Below are 20,513 nucleotides of genomic sequence, written 5' to 3'. Positions count from 1 at the left end.
TATTAGATACCTTTATTAACAATTAGATTTTTCTCAAATTAACATATGAAACGCAAAATAACCCTGAAACAAATCGCAAAAGAACTCGATGTCTCCATCTCAACTGTTTCGAAATCACTGCGAAACAGTCTTGAAATTGGCGAAGAAACACGATCGAAAGTCCAGGCTTTTGCCAAGTTTTACAACTATAAACCCAACAATATTGCCCTTAGTTTAAAAAATCGGAAAACCAAAAGTATCGGTATTATCATTCCGGAAATTGTACATTATTTTTTCTCTACCGTGATTAATGGAATTGAACAGGTAGCCAACGAAAATGGCTATAGTGTAGTCATCTGTTTATCGGATGATTCGTTTGATAAAGAGGTCTTAAACATGGAAATGCTGGCCAACGGAAGTATCGACGGTTTTATCATGTCACTTTCTAAAGAAACCCAGTTTAAAGGCGACTTTCACCACATTACCGAAGTCATCAATCAAGGTATGCCTGTTGTAATGTTTGACCGCGTTACCAACGACATTTTATGTGACAAAGTAATCATTGACGACAAGGCTGCCGCATACGAAGCAGTACAAAGTCTGATTGACAACGGTCGTAAAAAAATAGCCTTGGTTACTACTGTCGACTATGTGAGTGTTGGGAAATTAAGAACGGATGGCTACGAAAAAGCATTGTTAGACAACGGATTGCCTTTTAATGAAGATTTAATCATTAAAATTGAAGATGTAGATACTTGCGAAATCACCATTAGTCAACTTCTGCACGACAGAGCTTTTGATGCTGTTTTTGCCGTAAATGAACTTTTTGCCGTAACAATTATCAAAACCGCTCATAAGATGGGACTTAAAGTTCCCGAAGATCTTGCCGTAATTGCTTTTACTGACGGAATTATCTCCAAATATTCAACTCCAAGTATTACGACCGTAAGTCAAAGTGGTGAAAAAATGGGAAACAAAGCCGCTAAAATGCTTATAGAAAGACTGGAAGCCGAACATGATGATGACGAAGAAGAAGATGAAAACTACACTACAGAAGTCATCGAAACCCATCTTATAAAAAGAGAATCTACGGACTAAATTTCTTAAAATCAACCCTTTCCAAAGTCATAAAAAATATTTATGACTTTTTTATTAGCATATATCTAAAAATAATTAATACTTTTACCTCCGCTCAAAGCTTTTACTTTTACTTCGAAAAAATAAGTAAGTTTTGATAAGCAAAGCGCTTATCGTCTAATTAATTCTTTAATTACGATAATGGAAAAGCGTAAATTAAGTTTCTGGGAAATTTGGAACATGAGTTTCGGTTTCTTAGGAATACAGTTTGGTTTTGCACTGCAAAACGCAAATACTTCTAGAATTTTTGAAACCCTTGGTGCTAAAATTGACGAAATTCCAATCTTATGGATTGCCGCTCCTGTTTCCGGTCTGATCATTCAACCTGTAATTGGATATTTTAGCGACAGAACATGGACCAAATTAGGCAGACGCCGTCCCTATTTTTTAATTGGTGCGATTCTATCCTCTGTGGCTTTATTCATTATGCCCAACTCTCCGACTTTATGGATTGCTGCCGGAACTTTGTGGATAATGGATGCCTCGATCAACGTTTCTATGGAACCTTTTCGTGCCTTTGTTGGTGATAATTTACCGGAAAAACAACGCACTTTAGGTTTTGCGATGCAGAGTTTCTTTATCGGTACCGGAGCTGTTGTAGGTTCTGTTTTGCCTTATCTTTTTACCAATGTTTTTGGCGTGAGCAATACCGCTGCGGAAGGGATTATTCCTGATTCTGTCAAATGGTCGTTTTACATCGGTGGAATCGTTTTTTTGCTTTCTGTTTTATGGACGGTTTTCAAAACAACAGAATACACTCCCGAAGAACTTCATGCTTTTGAAGAACAAGCTAAAAAAGACAAAGAAGAAATCATCAATCCGAGAACCGACTCTGATGATAACATAAAAAAACAGCTTACTTTGGGCGTACTGTTAGCGGTAGTTGGTACACTGACCTCTTTCCTGATCTTCGAAAATTCTTTAGCCAAAGAACTATACATTCTTTTTATCGGATTAATTTTCATGGGTGTTTTATTTATGATAGCCTCCCGATTAAGAACTTCGAAAGTCAACAATGGTTTTACGATTATAATGACCGATTTACTGAACATGCCTGCTACAATGAAAAAATTAGCATGGGTACAGTTTTTCTCTTGGTTTGCCCTTTTCTCCATGTGGATCTATACCACACAAGCCGTTACACAACATATTTTTGGCACAACAGACACTACTTCAAAAGTATACAACGATGCTGCCGATTGGGTTTCTGTACTGTTTACTGTTTATAACGGAATCGCCGCCGCAGTTGCTTTCCTATTACCGGTTATTGCCAAAAAAGTAGGGATCAGAGCAACACATTTACTGGCATTATGCGCGGGAGGTGTTGGTTTAATTTCAATTTATTTCATAGGCGATAAACAACTTCTTATACTGCCGATGTTGGGTATTGGAATAGCGTGGGCTAGTATTTTATCCATGCCTTATGCCATGTTATCCGGTGCTTTACCGGCAGCAAAAATGGGGTATTACATGGGAGTATTCAACTTCTTTGTGGTAATTCCGCAAATTGTAGCGGCTACGATATTAGGATTTGTAATCAAACAATTCTTCCACAATGAACCTATTTACGCTTTAATCATCGGCGGAGTATCCATGATTTTTGCTGGCTTGCTAACGCTAAGGGTAAATAACAGAACTAAAATTGAAATTCATGAATAACAAAAAAGCATTCGTATTCGACCTTGATGGCGTGATCGTCGACACGGCCAAATATCATTTTTTAGCCTGGCAGAAAATCGCTCAGGCATTACATATAAATTTTACACACGAAGACAACGAGTTGCTAAAAGGCGTAAGTCGTGTTCGTTCTCTAGATATCATACTTGAATTAGGAAATGTTCAGGCTTCACAGGAAGACAAAGACAAATGGTTAATTCAAAAAAATGAAGATTACTTATCTTATTTAGTTGACATGGATGCCAGCGAAATTCTTCCGGGAGTTTTTAAAACATTACAACTTTTAAAAGATAAAAACCAAGGAATTGCTTTGGGTTCAGCCAGTAAAAATGCAAGACCAATTTTAGAAAAAACAGGGATCCTCTCTTACTTCGATGTTATTGTTGACGGAAACGACGTTACCAATGCAAAACCCGATCCGGAAGTTTTCTTAAAAGCGGCGCAACTATTAAACATTGACCCAAAAAATGCCATTGTATTCGAAGATTCTGTTGCCGGAATTCAAGCCGCAAACAGAGCCGAAATGGTAAGTGTTGGAATTGGTGAGAAAACAGTTTTACACGAAGCCGATTATATTTTTAAAGATTTCACCGAAATCGACCAGAGCTTTATTGAGAAACTAATTAGTCAATGAGAGAATTGATCAATTAGATAATGAGGAAATTAGATATTTTTTTAGAAACTCGAATTATCAAATTGGCAAATTGACACATTATCTAATTATCAAATTATCAAATTGGCACATTATCAAATTAAAAAAAACGTACAACAACCGCAATTCAAAGGATAACAAATTAGAAAAGTTAATTATCTCAATTGACACATTATCGAATTATCTCATTTTCTAATTGACGCATTATCGAATTGCCAAATTATCAAATTATCAAAATGAATCAAGATTATATAAAACCAGACAATTGGTCCATCATAGAAGAAGGATTTGATGCCGGCAGCGTAAAATCCTCAGAAAGCCTTTTTAGTATCGGAAACGGTGCTATGGGACAGCGTGCCAATTTTGAAGAAACCTATTCCGGTGAAACTTTTCAGGGAAGTTATATCGCAGGAATTTATTATCCGGACAAAACCAAAGTGGGTTGGTGGAAAAATGGATATCCAAAATATTTTGCAAAAGTATTAAATGCACCCAATTGGATCGGAATCGACATTGAAATCAACGAAGAAAACCTGGACTTACACCATTGTACGGAGGTAAGAAACTTTCGCAGAGAACTGAATATGAAAGAAGGATGGTACAACCGTTCTTTTGAAGCGGTTCTGAAAAACGGAACTGAAATCGCTGTAAACGTTCGTCGTTTTCTTTCTTTAGATTTGGACGAAGCAGGTGTTATCAAATACGATATTACACCGCTGAATAAAGATGCCAAAATCGTTTACAAACCTTATATCGATGCCGGAGTAACTAATGAAGATGCGAACTGGGATGAAAAATTCTGGGAACCATTGGAGGTAAAAAAAGGCACCAATGAAGCTTTTGTAACGGCACAGACTTTTAAAACGCATTTTAAAGTTACGACTTTCATGCACAATACGATTTTTGCAAATGGTGAAAATGTAAATATTTCGCCTTCAATAATCGACTCAACTGCAGATAAAGTGCAGTATACCTATGGGACTATTATTGCAAAAGGACAAACTTCCTCTATTCAGAAAATTGGAGGGTATACGGTTTCTTTAAATCATGAAAACACTTTAACGGCTGCCGAAAAATGTATCAAAGCCGCTTTAAGTTTAGGATACAATACCTTGCTTCAAAATCAGAAGGAGGCTTGGAGTAAAATCTGGGAAATGTCAGATATTACGATCGATGGCGATGTCAAAGCACAGCAAGGAATTCGTTTTAATATCTTTCAATTAAACCAAACTTATTTAGGAAAAGACAGTCGATTAAACATTGGACCAAAAGGTTTCACGGGCGAAAAATACGGTGGATCTACCTATTGGGATACCGAGGCATATTGCATTCCGTTTTACATGGCGACCAAAGACCAACAGGTGGCCCGTAATTTATTGACCTATCGTTTCAATCAATTAGACAAAGCGATTGAAAATGCAAAAGACAATTTAGGCTTCAAAAATGGCGCTGCTCTTTACCCGATGGTGACTATGAATGGCGAAGAATGTCATAACGAATGGGAGATCACACACGAAGAAATTCACAGAAATGGTGCGATCGCTTTTGCTATTTTCAACTACTATCGTTACACCGGAGATTACTCTTATATTCCCGAAAAAGGATTAGAGGTTTTAATCGGAATTGCGCGTTTTTGGCACCAGAGAGCTTCTTTCTCTAAAGACAAAAACCAATATGTAATTTTGGGTGTTACAGGTCCAAATGAGTACGAAAACAACATCAACAATAATTTCTATACCAATTATATTGCAAAATGGTGTATTGATTATGCTGAAGAACAAATCAAAAAAGTAGCTGTTGAATATCCTGCTGATCACAAACGTATCCTTGAAAAAGTAACGCTTTCTGCTGCCGAAATTCAGGAGTGGAAAAAAGTAGCGGACAATATGTACTTCCCGATTTCAGAAGAACTAGGGGTTTATTTACAGCAAGACGGCTTTTTGGACAAAGATTTAGTTCCTGTAAAAGATTTGGATCGTTCGCAAAGACCGATCAATCAAAAATGGTCTTGGGATCGTGTTTTACGTTCGCCTTACATTAAACAGGCAGATGTTTTACAGTGTTTCTACTTCTTTGAAAATCATTTCTCTAAAGAAGAATTAAAACGTAATTTTGAGTTTTACGAATCGTTTACCGTTCATGAAAGTTCGCTTTCTCCATGTGTGCACTCGATTCAGGCAGCTGCTTTAGATAAAATGGATATGGCTTATACTTTTTATTTAAGAACTTCCCGTTTAGATTTGGACGATTATAACAAAGAAGTGGAAGAAGGTTGTCATATTACCTCAATGGCCGGAACGTGGATGAGTATTGTAGAAGGTTTTGGTGGCATGCGTGTGATCAAAGACCAACTTCATTTTTCACCCAAAATCCCAAAAGAATGGGACGGTTATTCCTTTAAAATAAACTTTAGAAATCGAATTGTGAAAGTCGCTGTAAATCATATTGAAACTATATTTACGGTAGATAGCGATCAGGATTTAACTATTATAGTGAATGACAAACCACTAACGATAAGCAAAATGGCTCAAATCAATTAAAGTCGAAAATTTTAAACTTAAAATCATGAAGAAATTATTTCTTGCAAGTTTCCTGCTGTTTGCATTTAGCACAGTAGCCCAAGCGCAACAATTAAAATCACCTGAAGGAAAATTTGTAATGGAATTTTCGCTTCAAAATGACGGAACGCCAACTTATAACTTAAAGTACAAAAATAAAGAAGTTGTAAAAACCAGTAAACTTGGACTTGAACTGAAAGGGGATCAAAAATCTTTGTTGAACGATTTTACAATTGCGGATTCCAAAGCAACCACTTTTGACGAAAATTGGAAACCGGTTTGGGGAGAAGTAGATCAGATTAGAAATCATTACAATGAATTGGCTGTTACTTTAAATCAAAAAGGAACAGACCGTCAAATCGTGATTCGTTTCCGTTTATTTGATGATGGTTTAGGATTCCGTTATGAATTCCCAACGCAAAAAAACCTTACTTACTTTATCATTAAAGAAGAGAGAACTCAATTTGCAATGGCGGGCGACCACACTGCTTTTTGGATTCCGGGAGATTACGATACTCAGGAATACGATTACACCAAATCGAAATTATCTGAAATCAGAGGTCTGTCTGAAAAAGCCTATACCGTAAATGTTTCGCAAAAATCATTTTCGCCAACTGGTGTACAAACTTCATTGATGCTAAAAACAAATGATGGAATCTACATCAATTTACACGAAGCGGCTTTGATTAATTATTCCTGTATGCATTTGAATCTGGATGATAAAAACATGATTTTCGAATCTTGGTTAACCCCGGATGCAAAGGGCGATAAAGGTTATATGCAAGCACCAAGTCATTCGCCATGGAGAACGATTATGGTAAGCGATGATGCGAGAGAAATCTTAGCTTCAAAAATGACTTTGAACCTAAATGATCCTTCCAAAATTGATGATACTTCTTGGATTAAACCCGTAAAATATATCGGAGTTTGGTGGGAAATGATTACAGGTAAAAGTTCTTGGTCGTACACCAACGACTTCCCAACAGTACAATTGGGTGTTTCTGATTTTTCAAAAGCAAAACCAAACGGTACACATGGAGCTACCAATGCCAACGTAAAAAAATACATTGATTTTGCTGCTAAAAATGGTTTCGATGCTGTTTTGGTTGAAGGTTGGAATGAAGGCTGGGAAGACTGGTTTGGTCATTCTAAAGATTATGTTTTTGACTTTGTAACGCCTTACCCGGATTTTGATGTGAAAGGTTTACACGAATATGCCAAATCTAAAGGGGTGAAAATTATCATGCACCATGAGACTTCAGGTTCTGTTCGTAACTATGAGCGCCATATGGACAAAGCGTATCAATTCATGAAAGACAACGGTTACGATGCTGTAAAAAGTGGTTACGTTGGAGATATTTTACCTCGTGGCGAAAACCATTACGATCAATGGATTGTCAACCACTATCAATATGCTATCGAAAAAGCAGCTGATTATAAAATTATGGTCAATGCGCACGAAGCAGTTCGTCCAACCGGAATTTGCAGAACTTACCCGAACTTAATTGGAAACGAAGCCGCAAGAGGAACAGAATACCAAGCTTTTGGAGGTTCTAAACCCAATCACGTTACTGTTTTACCTTTTACACGTTTAATTGGTGGTCCAATGGATTACACGCCGGGAATCTTCGAAATGGATATCAGCAAAATGAATCCGGACAACAAATCTCATGTAAACAGCACCATCGCCAATCAATTGGCTTTGTATGTTACCATGTACAGCCCGTTGCAAATGGCAGCGGATACTCCGGAAAACTATGATCGTTTCCCGGACGCTTTCCAATTCATCAAAGATGTTGCTGTAGATTGGTCTGAAAGTAAATATATTGAGGCTGAACCGGGAGATTTTATTACCGTTGCCCGTAAAGCAAAAGGAACAAACAACTGGTTCGTTGGAAATGTAAACGGTGAAACGTCTCGTACATCCAACATTGATTTCAGCTTCCTTGAAAAAGGTAAAAAATATACCGCTACAATTTATGCTGATGCAAAAGACGCACATTACAAAACAAACCCGCAAGCTTACACGATCAAAAAAATTAGTGTAACAAGCAAATCAAAATTATCGCAGTTGTCTGCTCCCGGTGGAGGTTATGCCATTAGCATTATCGAAACTAAATAATTTCTAAAGACAAGTGATTTCCCCCAGAATTACTTGTCTTTTTTTTTTAGAATCCCTTTTCTGTCACATCTAATTTTGTCACATCGAGCGAAGTCGAGATGCAGTAATAGTTCTCGATTTCGCTCGAATGGACAAAACAAAAAAATTTATAAATTATGAGCATTAAAAAAATAAACCAATCGATCCATAGAATAACGCTACTTGTTCTCTTATTCTCTGCTTCCGCGAAAGCACAGATTCAGAAAGTAGAACCGCCTTTTTGGTACGCAGGAATGAAAAATCCGGAACTACAAATTATGTTCTACGGCAAAAATATTGCACAATACGAAGCTTCCGTTTCAAACAATGTTGTCATTAAAAATGTAGAAAAAACAGAAAATCCGAACTACGTTTTCCTTACCATTGACACACAAAATCTCAAAGCTTCTGAATTGATTTTTTCTTTTAAAATGAAAAACAAAGTCGCTTTTACCCAAAAATATTCCCTTAAAGAAAGAAGAGCCAATTCAGCCGACAGAAAAAGCTACGATGCCTCTGACATGATCTACCTAATCATGCCAGATCGTTTTGCCAACGGGAATCCTAAAAACGACAGCAATGCTGCTTTAACGGATAAAGAAAACCGCAAAGATCCAAGTGGACGCCATGGTGGAGATATCGAAGGAATAATCAAAAACTTAGATTACATCGCTGCTCTGGGGGCAACTACAATCTGGAATACCCCTTTAAACGAAGACAATGACAAACAACATTCGTATCATACCTACGCCCAATCTGATGTTTATAAAATAGATCCGCGTTACGGAACCAATGAAGATTACGTTCGTTTAGCTGTCGAAATGCATAAAAGAAATATGAAACTGGTGATGGACTATGTAACCAATCACTGGGGAATCACCCACTGGATGATGCAGGATTTACCAACAAAATCATGGTTCAACAGAATCGATAATTATGCACAAACACACCACCGTCGTGAAGTAATCACCGACATTCATGCTTCAAAAACAGACAAAGAAATCTGCCTTGACGGATGGTTTGTTCCTTCTATGCCGGATTTGAATTTAAGAAATCCATTAGTAGCAAAATACCTGACTCAAAATGCCATCTGGTGGATTGAATACGCCAATCTGGACGGATTCAGAGTAGACACTTACAATTATTCTGATCCAACGGCTATGGCAAATTGGGCAAAATCAGTTACCGATGAGTATCCAAACTTTAATATTGTGGGCGAAATCTGGATGCACAATCAGGCGCAATTGGCCTATTGGCAAAAAGACAGTAAAATTGGGGCTATTCAAAACTACAATTCGAATTTACCAAGTGTAATGGATTTTACGTTACAGGATCAGATTGGTTCGGCTTTTAATGAAGATGAAGCAACCTGGGACAATGGAATGATCAAATTCTACAACAATTTTGCTTTAGATTACCTGTACCCAAACCCGAATAATATTTTGGTTTTCGCCGAAAACCACGACACCAACCGTATCAATGATGGTTACAAATATGATGTGGCAAAATACAAACTGGTCATGACACTACTGGCTACCGTTCGTGGAATTCCACAATTGTATTACGGCTCAGAAATCGGAATGGGTGGTGATAAAAGCAAGGGTGACGGTGGCATTCGTCAAGATTTCCCGGGTGGATGGATTGGTGACAAAAACAATGCTTTTACCAAAGAAGGAAGAACAGAACTGCAGGCACAATATTTCGATTTCACCTCTAAATTATTCAACTGGAGAAAATCGAATGAGGCAGTTCATTTCGGAAAAATGACCCATTATATTCCGGAGAATAATATCTATGTTTACTTTAGATATACAGATTCTAAAACGGTGATGGTTGTTTTTAATAACAATGCGAAACCACAGACTATTAAAACCGATCGTTTTAGAGAAAACATCAAAAACTATAAGTCCGGAAAAGATGTTATTACCGAAAAAACATTTGATTTAACTACTGAAATTACTTTAGAGCCTAAATCGGCTGTTGTTTTAGAGTTGAACTAGGAAAAATTAACTGCAAGGGGCGCAAAGAAAAAAAACTTTGCGCCCCTTGTCTTTACTTTGCGATTAAAAAATTAGACATAAGGTTCGCAAAGATTTTCTTTTGCATACAGATTTAGCAGATTAGGCTGATCTTATTTACTCTTTATAAAAAATCTGCGCAATCTGCTAAATCTGCGTGCAAAAAAATTAGGTATAAAATCAAAAGAGAACCGTCGTAATGCTATAATTAAACTTTGCGAACCTTGCGGTTAATTTTTTACTTTACACAAAGATTACGAACTCAAAAAACACGAACTTTGCGGTTAAACTAAAAAAGATGCTAAAAATAGCCCATCGCGGTGCCAAAGGCTACGAACCCGAAAACACTTTAAAAGCATTTCAGAAAGCATTAGACCTAAAGGCAGACGGAATTGAACTCGACGTTCACCTCAGCCTTGATGGCCATTTAATAGTCATGCATGACGAAACCATCGACAAAATGACCAACGGGAAAGGTTTTGTAAACACCCTATCTTTATCCGAATTAAAGTCTTTTTTAATCGCTGACCAATACGAAATTCCAACCTTAAATGAGGTTTTTGATCTGATCGACAAAAAATGTCTGATCAATATCGAATTAAAAAATGCGGATACATCGGCTAAAGTGGTCGCTTTAATTCACCAATACATTTCTGAAAAAAGCTGGAATTACGAACACTTTATTGTTTCAAGTTTTGATTGGAATGCCTTGCAGGAAGTGTATCATTTAGATTCAAAAATCCTTATCGGAGTTCTAACCGAAACTGCTCTTGATACCGCTTTGACTTTCGCCGAATCCATAAAAGCATGCGCCATTCATCCGGATTACCAGCTGCTAAATCAGGAAAACACAAGACAAATACAAGAAAAAGGTTTTTGGGTTTTACCGTGGACAGTCAATGAGGCAAATGACATTCAAAAAATAAAAAGTTACCATGTAGACGGAATCATCAGCGATTTCCCGGATAAAATATAATGCTTTAATTTTGCCACAGATTAAAAGGATTCGAAGGATTTCAAAATCTGTGTTAATCCTTTTAATCTGTGGCAAAAAAAAGAACCCACAAAATCAAAAATTCGTGCTAATTCGAGCAATTCGTGGCAAAAAAAATAATATGATCAAAAATTTCGACATAATAATCGTTGGCGGAGGTGCAGCAGGATTTTTTACCGCTATTAATATCGCAGAGAAAAACCCAAAACTAAAAATTGCTATTTTAGAAAGAGGAAAAGAAGTACTCTCTAAAGTTCGCGTTTCCGGTGGCGGAAGATGCAATGTGACGCACGCTTGTTTTGAACCGAATGAATTAGTTAAATTTTACCCGCGTGGTGAAAAAGAGCTACGTGGCCCTTTTCATCAATTTTGCTCGGGAGATACCATTGAATGGTTCGAAAAACATGGCGTAGAATTAAAAATTGAAGACGATGGCAGGATGTTTCCCGTTTCAAATTCTTCGCAAACTATTATCGATTGTTTCTTAAAAGCAACCGAAAAATTAGGCATAAAAGTATTAATTGGTCAGAGCGTACAATCCATCTTTAAAAGTGAAAAGCATTGGAAAATTGATACACAGAATGAAAATTACGCAGCAGAAAAATTAATTCTTGCCACCGGTAGCAATCCAAAAATATGGGAAATGTTGCAAACACAAGGTCACGCGATCGTGAGTCCGGTACCTTCCCTGTTTACTTTTAACATTAAAGATTCCCGTATCAAAGAATTACCCGGAGTGGCAGCTCAGGTAACCGTAACGGTAAAAGATACCAAACTCGAATCAACAGGTCCTTTGTTAATTACCCATTGGGGAATGAGCGGCCCTGCAATCCTTAAACTTTCCGCTTGGGGAGCAAGAACTTTGTTCGATAAAAATTATCAGTTCACCATTTTTGTCAATTGGCTTAATGACGTGGACACTGAAGATGCGGAAAAAATACTAAAAGACTTAAAACAAGAGCACGCTAAAAAAGCCGTTTCTAAAAAATCACCCTTTGATTTTCCAAATCGTTTATGGGAAAGTTTCGTCTTAGCCTCAGCAATTGACGCGGAAACCAAATGGGCGGATTTATCTAAAATTCAATTGCAAAATTTGGCTTCACAACTTACCAAAGCAAAATTTCAAGTCAACGGAAAAAGTACTTTTAAAGAAGAGTTTGTAACCGCGGGCGGAATTGACTTAAAAGAAATCAACTTTAAAACTATGGAAAGTAAGTTACATCAGAATCTTTATTTTGCCGGAGAGATCGTAAATATCGATGCCATTACGGGTGGATTTAACTTTCAGAATGCCTGGACGAGCGGGTTTATTTTAGCCAATAGTATTTAGTTTTAGAGCTATGGAATCTTCCTTAAAAGAACAAATTCTTTCGATTGCCTCCTTTACAGAAAAGGAAATAGAAAAGATTCTTTCTTGTTTTGAATATGAAAAATTTGATGCTAAAACGTATCTCTCTTCTATTGGAAAAATCAGCAACAGAATTTTCTTCATTAGTAACGGATTAGCCCGTACCTATTATTTAAAAGACGGAAAAGAGATCACTACGTATTTAAGCTGCGATAATGGTTTTATTTCTTCTTACTCCAGTTTCATCAACCAGACTCCGTCTTACGAGAATATTCATTGCCTTGAAGAATGTGAAGTTCTTTCTATAAATTATGAAAAAATGCAGTATTTATATGCTGTAATTCCAAATTGGGAACGTGTCGGCAGAATTCTCGCTGAGCAAAACTATCTCTGTATGGCAGATCGAATACTAAAACTTCAAATGATTCCTGCAAAAGAAAAATACCTGACTTTTCTTGAAACGGCTCACCCCAAAATCATTCAAAGAACGCCTTTGATTCATGTGGCTTCTTTTTTAGGAATCACGGCGGAATCTTTAAGCCGGATCAGACAAAGCATTTCTTAACATTTGTCAAGAGAATTTAAGGGCTGAATTCAAATCTTTGCTTACATAAAATTTGAAAAGATGAAGACTATAGCCAAAGACGTTTACCAGATTCCCCTATTTCCACGAAATGCGATTAACTGTTATCTGATAGAAGATGTTCTTGTTGATGCCGGAATTAAAAGCTCTGCCGGAATTATTTTAAATGCTTTAAAAAACCACACGGTAACCAAACATGTACTGACGCATGCCCATGCAGATCATCAGGGAAGCAGTAAAACGATTTGTGAAACGTTAAGCATTCCGCTTTGGTGCAGTGAATTAGAAAAAACAGCCGCAGAAAACGGAAATGTTACTTTTGAATATCCAAATCCCACACATTTGATTCCAAAATTTCAACAAAAATTCTGGGCGGGAGAAGGGCATTCCATATCGCAAACCTTAAAAGAAGGAGATGTTATAGCCGGATTTACAGTAATTGAAACTCCGGGGCATTCTAGCGGACATCTTTCTTTTTTCAGAGAAAAAGATGGTCTGCTCATTGTTGGTGATGTTTTAACGAATATGAATTTATTAACCACAATAGTTGGGTTACATGAGCCTCTCGGTTTATTTACGACTGATCAAGAACTAAACAGAAAGTCAATTCTAAAATTAGCCGCTTTAAAACCTAAAACACTCTGTTTTGGTCATGGACCGGTTTTAATAAATAACGGAGAACTAGAAAAGTTTACAGAAAAAATATTCCTATAAATTTATGAAACCGGAAAAGGAGGTTACTTTTGATTTCCAGATCAATTAACAAGACTTTACATCTTCCATAAGTTTTCATTAAGACAATTCTAATAATTTTACTTTCATCAAACTAACCTTTTATGAAAGTAAAATTACTTACCACAATTTCTTTTTTCACCTATCAACTTTCCATTTCTCAATCTGATAAGTTACTTCATGGAAAAGTTCTTTCCAACAATAAACCCCTCGGAAAAGTAGAAGTCATTAATAAAACGGCGAAGACCAGCACAACGACAAATGATTTGGGAGAGTTTTCTATTGCTGTAAAAGTGAGAGATAGTTTATTGTTTTTTTCCAGTGCTTACTTTTTTACAAGACTAAAGATAACTAAGGCAACTATTGCTGAAAACAATCTTCTTGTCAATATGGTTGTCAAACCGGAAGAGTTAAACGAAATAGTCATCACCAACATAAAGTTTGATAAAATCAAATACGATCCGGATGCTATCAACAAAATAGATATTTTTAAAAGAGCCAACGATCTAACCCGAACCATTCCCGGTTATAAAGACGGAACAATAGCCAACGGAATGTCGCTGGCAATTCCGTTTGGAAATGGAAAACCAAAAAAAGACAATCAGAATCAAAATGATTTTAAGAAACTAATTGCCAAAACCTGCCCTCCTGATTTTTTCACTAAAGAGCTGAAACTAAATGCCGAAGAAGTTCCTTTATATCTCGAGTTTTGTGATGCTGACCCAAAGTCTAAAACCCTTTTAGAACACAGCAATATTTTAACCACAATGGATTTTTTGTATGCTAAAAACAATGAATTTAAGAAACTGAAGTCAGAGGTTAAAAATTAATAAAACAACTTGGTGGGTATAATTTAGCTAAATGTTTTTTAACACATAGAGACATAGATTTTTATTTTACAATTGGAGAAATTTCAAGAAAATCATAAATTTTTTGCCTATTAATTTAAAAGCTGAATTCGATTTTTAAGTTACTGATTGATGCATTGCTCTTTTCTTGTAAGGCCTTTTCCAAGCTTTGTTGGCTATGTCTCTAGGTGTTAAAATGAATTGCATCAAATAGATTAAAACACAAATTCGATATACAAAACCTTTTAACCAGAAGGCTCTGCATACCGAATTTGCTAAACATGAAAATATACGTTTAATACCCTGGATTTTGCTTTAAATTCAAATTAAACAAAGCGTCTGACGGGAGACAATACAACAAATATTTCTCTGAAGACGTATTCTTTTTCAATTCTCTGACACCTAGAAAAGTTCCAAAACGAATCATATCATTTCTTCTCCATCCTTCCCACCATAATTCTCTGCCTCTTTCAAAATAGACATTTTGGAGTGTTGCTGTTGGAGCTGGAACTCCTGTACGAACGGCAAGCTTATCCAAAATATCCTGAGCAGAGCCATTGCCTGATACCGAACCTCCTCTAAGAACGGCTTCGGCTTCCATCAACAAAGCATCGGCATAACGCATTAAGATAAAGTCGTTTTCAGGATTGTCTAAATTATTTACATCGGGCTGGTATTTTTGAGTTCTGATTCCGGCAGTTTCAATCGTTGGTCCTGAGAGAATTAGTTGTACTTCTTTGGTAAAAAACAAAAGGTTTCCGTTTCTGTCTTTTAAAGGAATTGTTCCTCCCGGTGTAATTACTCCCGTCACCTCATCGGTTGTCTCAGGAGCATACATTTGTCCAAATTGAAATCCGATTGGGTTCCCGAAATGCGCGATAATTTCAGGAGTCGAATGCTGGCGACGTTCGTCTGCGGCATTAAAACGATCGTAATATTCTCCTACTGTACAAAAGCCGTTGTAGCCGTCCGGTGTTTGATTGTAATGCATCCCGTATCGCCAGTAATCACCAAGCGCTCCTCCATCGCCCAATACATTTTTTGAAGAGAATAAAATCTCAGGCGAAGTGTTATTTTCCGGAACAAAATTATCCCAATACGAAGCGGCTAAACTACTTTTTATGGCTTCTACATGAGCAATAACCTTATTCATATTTGCGGCTTCAAAAATATATGGACCAGCTGGATTTGCTGCTTTGAAAACCCCAATATTCAAATAAATTTTAGCCAATAAAAAATGACCTGCATCACTATTGACTATACTTGCATCTCCCGCAACACGTTCCGGTAAATCATTCAAAATAGACTCTAATTCGGTAATTACAAAATCGGTTGCCTGTGCTCTGGTCCATACTTTAGGGTCATTTGTTAGTGGAGATCCCGGTTCTCTGTACGGAGTTTGTCCGTATAAATCCAAAACATTGTAATAAAAGAAGGCTCTTAAAAAACGCGCCTGAACAATTTCGGAAGGATTCTTAGACTTTTCGATTATCGTATTACAATCGTACACACTTGCCAACAAACTGTTCCAGGCATTTCTGATTTCAACGTTATCGGGCGTCCACGTAAGTGCATGAAATTGTCTCCAAGTACCATTATCATCCCAGTCTCCTCCTCTTGTGGGACCGACTAAGGCATCAGTAGACATTTCGTTAAGAGTATGCATTTGCTCTTGTACCTGAAAATTTCTTAATCCCTGATAAGCGGTTCGCAACAAAGCGGCGGTATTAACAGGAGTATTATCTCCTCCGGTGAGGGTTCCGTCTAAAACTTCTTCATTCAAATTCGTACAGCTAACACCTAAAAACAATGTACTGGCGAAAAAGATACTTTTTATAATATTTTTAGTTTTCATAATTTTTAAAATTAAAATGTTACGTTAAGTCCAAAAGCGATGCCTTTTGATCTTGGGTAGGCCAGATAATCCATACCAGCAGAAGGAACTCCGTTAACTTGTTTATTGATATCTACTTCGGGATCAAATCCTGTGTAATTGGTAAACAATAATAAGTTAGAACCGTTTGCATAAATGCGTACATTTTTACATTTCATTCGTTCAATTAAAGCTCCGGTAAAAGTGTATCCAAATGTTAATTCACCCATTCTCAAAAAATCTCCTTTTTGCAAAAATTTCGTCGAAGGGGAGTTTGGATCTCCTTGCGCTTGCTCCGAATAAGCGGCTTTCTCGGTAACATTTCGACCTCCTAAAAAGGCGCCTTTAAAGAAATAAGCATTTTGTGTATTGTCGTAAATATAATTTCCTGCTACTCCGTAAAAGGAAACTACGGCATCAAATCCTTTGTATCTGAAGGTAGAAGAAAAACCATAATTTAATTTTGGCAATGGTTGCTTGTCTAACAATTGTTTGGAGGCCTCTCCAAGTCCGACTGGCTGTCCTGCGGCATTGGTATAAATAGAATTGCCCGTAGCATCATATCCTTTAAAATCGTACAGATAATAGGAATAAAGCGGTTTATTATTGGTGATTACTTGTGTATAAGCGCCGTCTAATCCCTGACCATTTAAACCACCGGTTCCTACAGTGCCTCTGAAGTTTTTCATTTCGTTTTTCAGGAATGAAGCATTGGCTGAAATTTCCCAAGAGATATTTTCCGTCTCAATTATTTTGTAATCCAGACTAATTTCAACTCCTTGATTGATTAGATTTCCGGGTAAATTTTTGTTACGTGGTGTATTGGGTCCCGGTTGTGTTGAGGCTTGCGGAACAGGAAAAATTAAATCTTTAGTATCTCTGTAAAAGTAATCCAGACTACCTGTTAATCTGTTTTTTAACAACGTAAAATCAGTTCCGATACCCCATGATTCTGTCGTTTCCCATTTTAGATCATCGTTGGCATTCGAATCGATATTTAAATTTCCGTTATTCCCGTAACTTGCTCTTCCGATTGCTGAATTGGGAGCAAACTCCTGATTTCCTGTGATTCCCCAGTTGGCTCTTATTTTTAAATTATTAAGCAGTCCTTCTTTATTTTCGAATAAATTATCGGCAAAACCAATCGACGGAAATGTTCCGTATTTGTTGTTGGCACCCAATTTGGTAGAACCGTCTGTACGAACTGTGGCAGTAAGCACATATTGCTTAAAGAAAGTAGCATCAGCTCTGGCATAAAAAGATTGTAACTCCGAAACATTTTTAAAAGAACTCGATCTAAACTCATTCTGTAGTCCGCCTTCAATATTATCTATTAAATTGGTTTGAGCCAAATCATATCCTTTCCCGGAAGTTACAAAACCACTGGCGAGGTAATAATAATACGAATAACCGACTAAGGCATTCACATTAAAATTGTCACTAAATTTATTGGTATAATTTAAGTTGTTTTCAAAAGTTTTATTGAAATTGGTGATTCCCTGAATCGAGGCTGTACCGTATTTCGTAATAACAGGATCTGATCCCGGAACGGTTCCGAAGAATGCATCTCCCTGAATTTGCATGGTTGGCAAAATTTGACTTTTTCTGGTAGAGCCCGAAGTTTCAACCCCGAATAGGAAATTGTATTTAAAGTGACTTCCTAATCGAAGTACCGCATTAATGCTTCCTAATAATTTATTGGTGTTTGTATAATCTTTATAAGAGTCTAATAATTGTACCGGATTCAGGTAGGTTTCACTTACCACATTATAATGTCCATCGGCATTGTAAATTGGTCGCGTCGGATTCCAATATAAAGCTGCTCCAATAACGTTCCCGATGTAACTCGCGTTGTTTGTTATTAAAGTCGTTTCGTCGTTTATGCTCGCATAAAGCAATTTTGTATCTACTTTTAGTATTTTATCGAAAAAATTATTGGAGTTGAAAAACGAAACGGTGTACTTGTCCAAACCGGTGTTTTTTACAATTCCTTTATTATTGCTTGTAGAGAAAGAAACTCTCGTACTCGAATTTTCGCTTGCCGAATTGAAAGATAAAGTATTGTTTATTGCTATTCCTTTCTGCAATACAGCGTCTTGCCAATTGTAATTTCTTCCTCCAAAATCCTGGTTATTAATTTGTGGAGTCCCTGTCACAGGATCTGCCGGTATAGAAGGTACTCCGGCTGCTTTACTGGCTGCCACAAACTGATTCGCATTCATGACACCAAAATTTCCGGCTTTTGTACTGAACTGAGTTGAGGTACTAAAGTTGAATTCAGGAACATTAGATTTTCCCTTTTTAGTCGTAATTACAATCACACCATTTGCGCCACGAGCACCGTATATGGCGGTAGACGAAGCATCTTTTAACACCGAAATAGACTCGATATCTGCTTCATTTATAAAATTTAAAGGATTTTTCGCCGAAGAGGTTCCCAGTAAATCAGCCCCTTCTGCCGATACGTCTCCACCGCTTAACGGAACACCGTCTACCACAATCAAAGGCCCGTTGCCCGAACGTACAGAAGAAGAACCTCGCACCCGAATGGTTACGGCAGAACCCGGCTCTCCGCTGGTTTGTGTAACTTGTACGCCCGCTACTTTACCTCTTAACAATAAAGCCGGTGAAGTATTCGAAACTCCATCAAAATCTTTAGACGAAAGCACGTCCACCGCCCCTGTTAAATCTTTCTTTTTTGCGGTTCCGTAACCCACTACCACCACTTCATTTAACTCGCTGCGGTCTTGCGCCATCGTTACATTTATCTTGGTTTTGTCCCCTATGTTTACTTCTTGGTTTTTAAGACCTATGTAACTAAAGATTAAGACTGCGCCTTTCCCTACGTTTTTAATTGTAAATCTTCCATCAAAATCGGTTTGAGCTTCATTTTTGCTTCCTTTTACTATAATCGAAACACCAGGAAGCGGCCCATTTGAATCCGAAACCAGCCCTGACACTTCCTGCGAATACATCAAGCTAGTACATAGCATGGTTAAAATAACCATTAAGCCTTTTTGTAGACTATTTTTCATTGTAATACTGTTTTAGTTAATAATTTTGGTCTTTGTTTGTTAGTTGTATTCAAATGGTTTTCAACTGTTTTTGTGCAGTCCTTATGCTGTTACACTATTAAAATTGTAAACCAGTGCAGCAGCCCCTAAAACGGCGCTGTTTTTAAGTTGTGATTTTTCTATTTTGAGTTTCTTTAATTCAACAGGAAACATAAAATCCTCAAGTCCCTGCCAAACGGCATCAATAAAAAACTCATATGAATTACTTATGGATCCACCCAGAATTATGGTTTCAGGATCGTAGGCGTATAAAACTATTTTGACAACCTCAGCCAGGTTTTTTCCGTAATCCTTAAAAACTTCCAATGCTTTCTGATCGCCATTTTTGGCTTCCAAATAGAGTTTTTCTCCATCTAATCCGCGGGAAGTAAAAAACCCGCTGGCGCAATATTGCTCGATAATTCCATCCTTATAAGAGATGCTTCCTATTTCTCCGGCTCCGGTGTTTACGCCCTGATACAGTTTGTTTTCGATGATGATTCCACTGCCAAGCCCCGTTCCGATAGTCACTCCGACAAAGTTTGTAGCGTTCCTTCCTTTTCCGAAGAAATTTTCACCTAAGGCAAAACAATTCGAATCATTGTTGACGTACACCGGAATTTTAAAATGATTCTCGAGTATTTTTTTCAAGTGAACTTCTTTCCAGGATGGTATTGCAACTACATCGTATACAATTCCTTCTTTCCAGTCTACTACACTTGGCACTCCAATACCAATGCCTTCACAATCGGGCTGATAAACTTTTTCTATGGCTTCTATTAATCGGTCTAAAACTATTTGTTCAGATTCTTTGGCGGGTGTATTTAACAGACATTCGGAAATTATTTCATTCCCTAAAATAAGGCTGGTGTGAATTTTTGTTCCTCCCATGTCAACGCCTATAATTTTTCTTTCCGACAT

At 37.2% G+C, this 20,513-nt stretch carries 14 protein-coding genes; 11 read left to right on the top strand and 3 right to left on the bottom strand.

All coding sequences use genetic code 11. The features are described 5' to 3' along the window. Positions 1-45: 45 nt before the first annotated feature. The 11 genes from ACHRV3_RS19035 to ACHRV3_RS18985 all read left to right on the top strand — a co-directional run bounded on the left by ACHRV3_RS19035 (position 46) and on the right by ACHRV3_RS18985 (position 14,648). Positions 46-1,077 (top strand): LacI family DNA-binding transcriptional regulator, encoded by a 1,032-nt coding sequence (locus ACHRV3_RS19035; RefSeq protein WP_047777805.1) that lies wholly within the window; start codon positions 46-48, stop codon positions 1,075-1,077. A gap of 180 nt (positions 1,078-1,257) precedes the next feature. Continuing rightward, positions 1,258-2,775 carry an MFS transporter gene (locus ACHRV3_RS19030; RefSeq protein ID WP_047777803.1) on the top strand — a complete coding sequence of 506 codons (1,518 nt, stop codon included), beginning with the start codon at positions 1,258-1,260 and terminating at the stop codon, positions 2,773-2,775. Beyond that, positions 2,768-3,427, top strand: a complete 660-nt coding sequence (pgmB, locus tag ACHRV3_RS19025) for a beta-phosphoglucomutase (protein WP_395435828.1) — start codon at positions 2,768-2,770, stop codon at positions 3,425-3,427. The genes ACHRV3_RS19030 and pgmB overlap by 8 nt, the downstream gene beginning before the upstream one ends. A gap of 254 nt (positions 3,428-3,681) precedes the next feature. Beyond that, complete coding sequence (locus ACHRV3_RS19020) at positions 3,682-5,985, top strand: glycoside hydrolase family 65 protein (protein ID WP_395435829.1); 2,304 nt, start codon at positions 3,682-3,684, stop codon at positions 5,983-5,985. Positions 5,986-6,010: 25 nt separating this feature from the next. Beyond that, positions 6,011-8,125 (top strand): glycoside hydrolase family 97 protein, encoded by a 2,115-nt coding sequence (locus tag ACHRV3_RS19015; protein WP_395435830.1) that lies wholly within the window; start codon positions 6,011-6,013, stop codon positions 8,123-8,125. A gap of 155 nt (positions 8,126-8,280) precedes the next feature. Further along, positions 8,281-10,143, top strand: a complete 1,863-nt coding sequence (locus ACHRV3_RS19010) for a glycoside hydrolase family 13 protein (RefSeq protein WP_395435831.1) — start codon at positions 8,281-8,283, stop codon at positions 10,141-10,143. Between the two features lie 316 nt (positions 10,144-10,459). Then, positions 10,460-11,137, top strand: coding sequence for a glycerophosphodiester phosphodiesterase (locus ACHRV3_RS19005; RefSeq protein WP_395435832.1), 678 nt, complete (start codon positions 10,460-10,462; stop codon positions 11,135-11,137). A 139-nt stretch (positions 11,138-11,276) separates the two neighbouring features. Further along, entirely contained in the window at positions 11,277-12,485 is a 1,209-nt protein-coding gene (locus ACHRV3_RS19000; protein WP_395426524.1) for an NAD(P)/FAD-dependent oxidoreductase, read from the top strand. A gap of 10 nt (positions 12,486-12,495) precedes the next feature. Further along, positions 12,496-13,068, top strand: a complete 573-nt coding sequence (locus ACHRV3_RS18995; protein WP_395435833.1) for a Crp/Fnr family transcriptional regulator — start codon at positions 12,496-12,498, stop codon at positions 13,066-13,068. 60 nt (positions 13,069-13,128) lie between these two features. Further along, positions 13,129-13,800, top strand: coding sequence for an MBL fold metallo-hydrolase (locus tag ACHRV3_RS18990; protein ID WP_395435834.1), 672 nt, complete (start codon positions 13,129-13,131; stop codon positions 13,798-13,800). A gap of 122 nt (positions 13,801-13,922) precedes the next feature. After that, positions 13,923-14,648 (top strand): hypothetical protein, encoded by a 726-nt coding sequence (locus ACHRV3_RS18985; RefSeq protein WP_395435835.1) that lies wholly within the window; start codon positions 13,923-13,925, stop codon positions 14,646-14,648. Positions 14,649-14,961: 313 nt separating this feature from the next. Here ACHRV3_RS18985 and ACHRV3_RS18980 read toward each other — a convergent pair whose 3' ends face one another. The 3 genes from ACHRV3_RS18980 to ACHRV3_RS18970 all read right to left on the bottom strand — a co-directional run bounded on the left by ACHRV3_RS18980 (position 14,962) and on the right by ACHRV3_RS18970 (position 20,513). Next, positions 14,962-16,521 carry a RagB/SusD family nutrient uptake outer membrane protein gene (locus ACHRV3_RS18980; RefSeq protein WP_395435836.1) on the bottom strand — a complete coding sequence of 520 codons (1,560 nt, stop codon included), beginning with the start codon at positions 16,519-16,521 and terminating at the stop codon, positions 14,962-14,964. Between the two features lie 11 nt (positions 16,522-16,532). Next, positions 16,533-19,574 carry a SusC/RagA family TonB-linked outer membrane protein gene (locus ACHRV3_RS18975; protein WP_395435837.1) on the bottom strand — a complete coding sequence of 1,014 codons (3,042 nt, stop codon included), beginning with the start codon at positions 19,572-19,574 and terminating at the stop codon, positions 16,533-16,535. Between the two features lie 81 nt (positions 19,575-19,655). After that, positions 19,656-20,513 carry an ROK family protein gene (locus ACHRV3_RS18970; RefSeq protein ID WP_395435838.1) on the bottom strand — a complete coding sequence of 286 codons (858 nt, stop codon included), beginning with the start codon at positions 20,511-20,513 and terminating at the stop codon, positions 19,656-19,658.

The organism is Flavobacterium sp. FlaQc-49, from assembly GCF_044005985.1.
GTDB lineage: Bacteria > Bacteroidota > Bacteroidia > Flavobacteriales > Flavobacteriaceae > Flavobacterium > Flavobacterium cupriresistens.
This window is presented reverse-complemented; position numbering and strand designations above follow the sequence as displayed.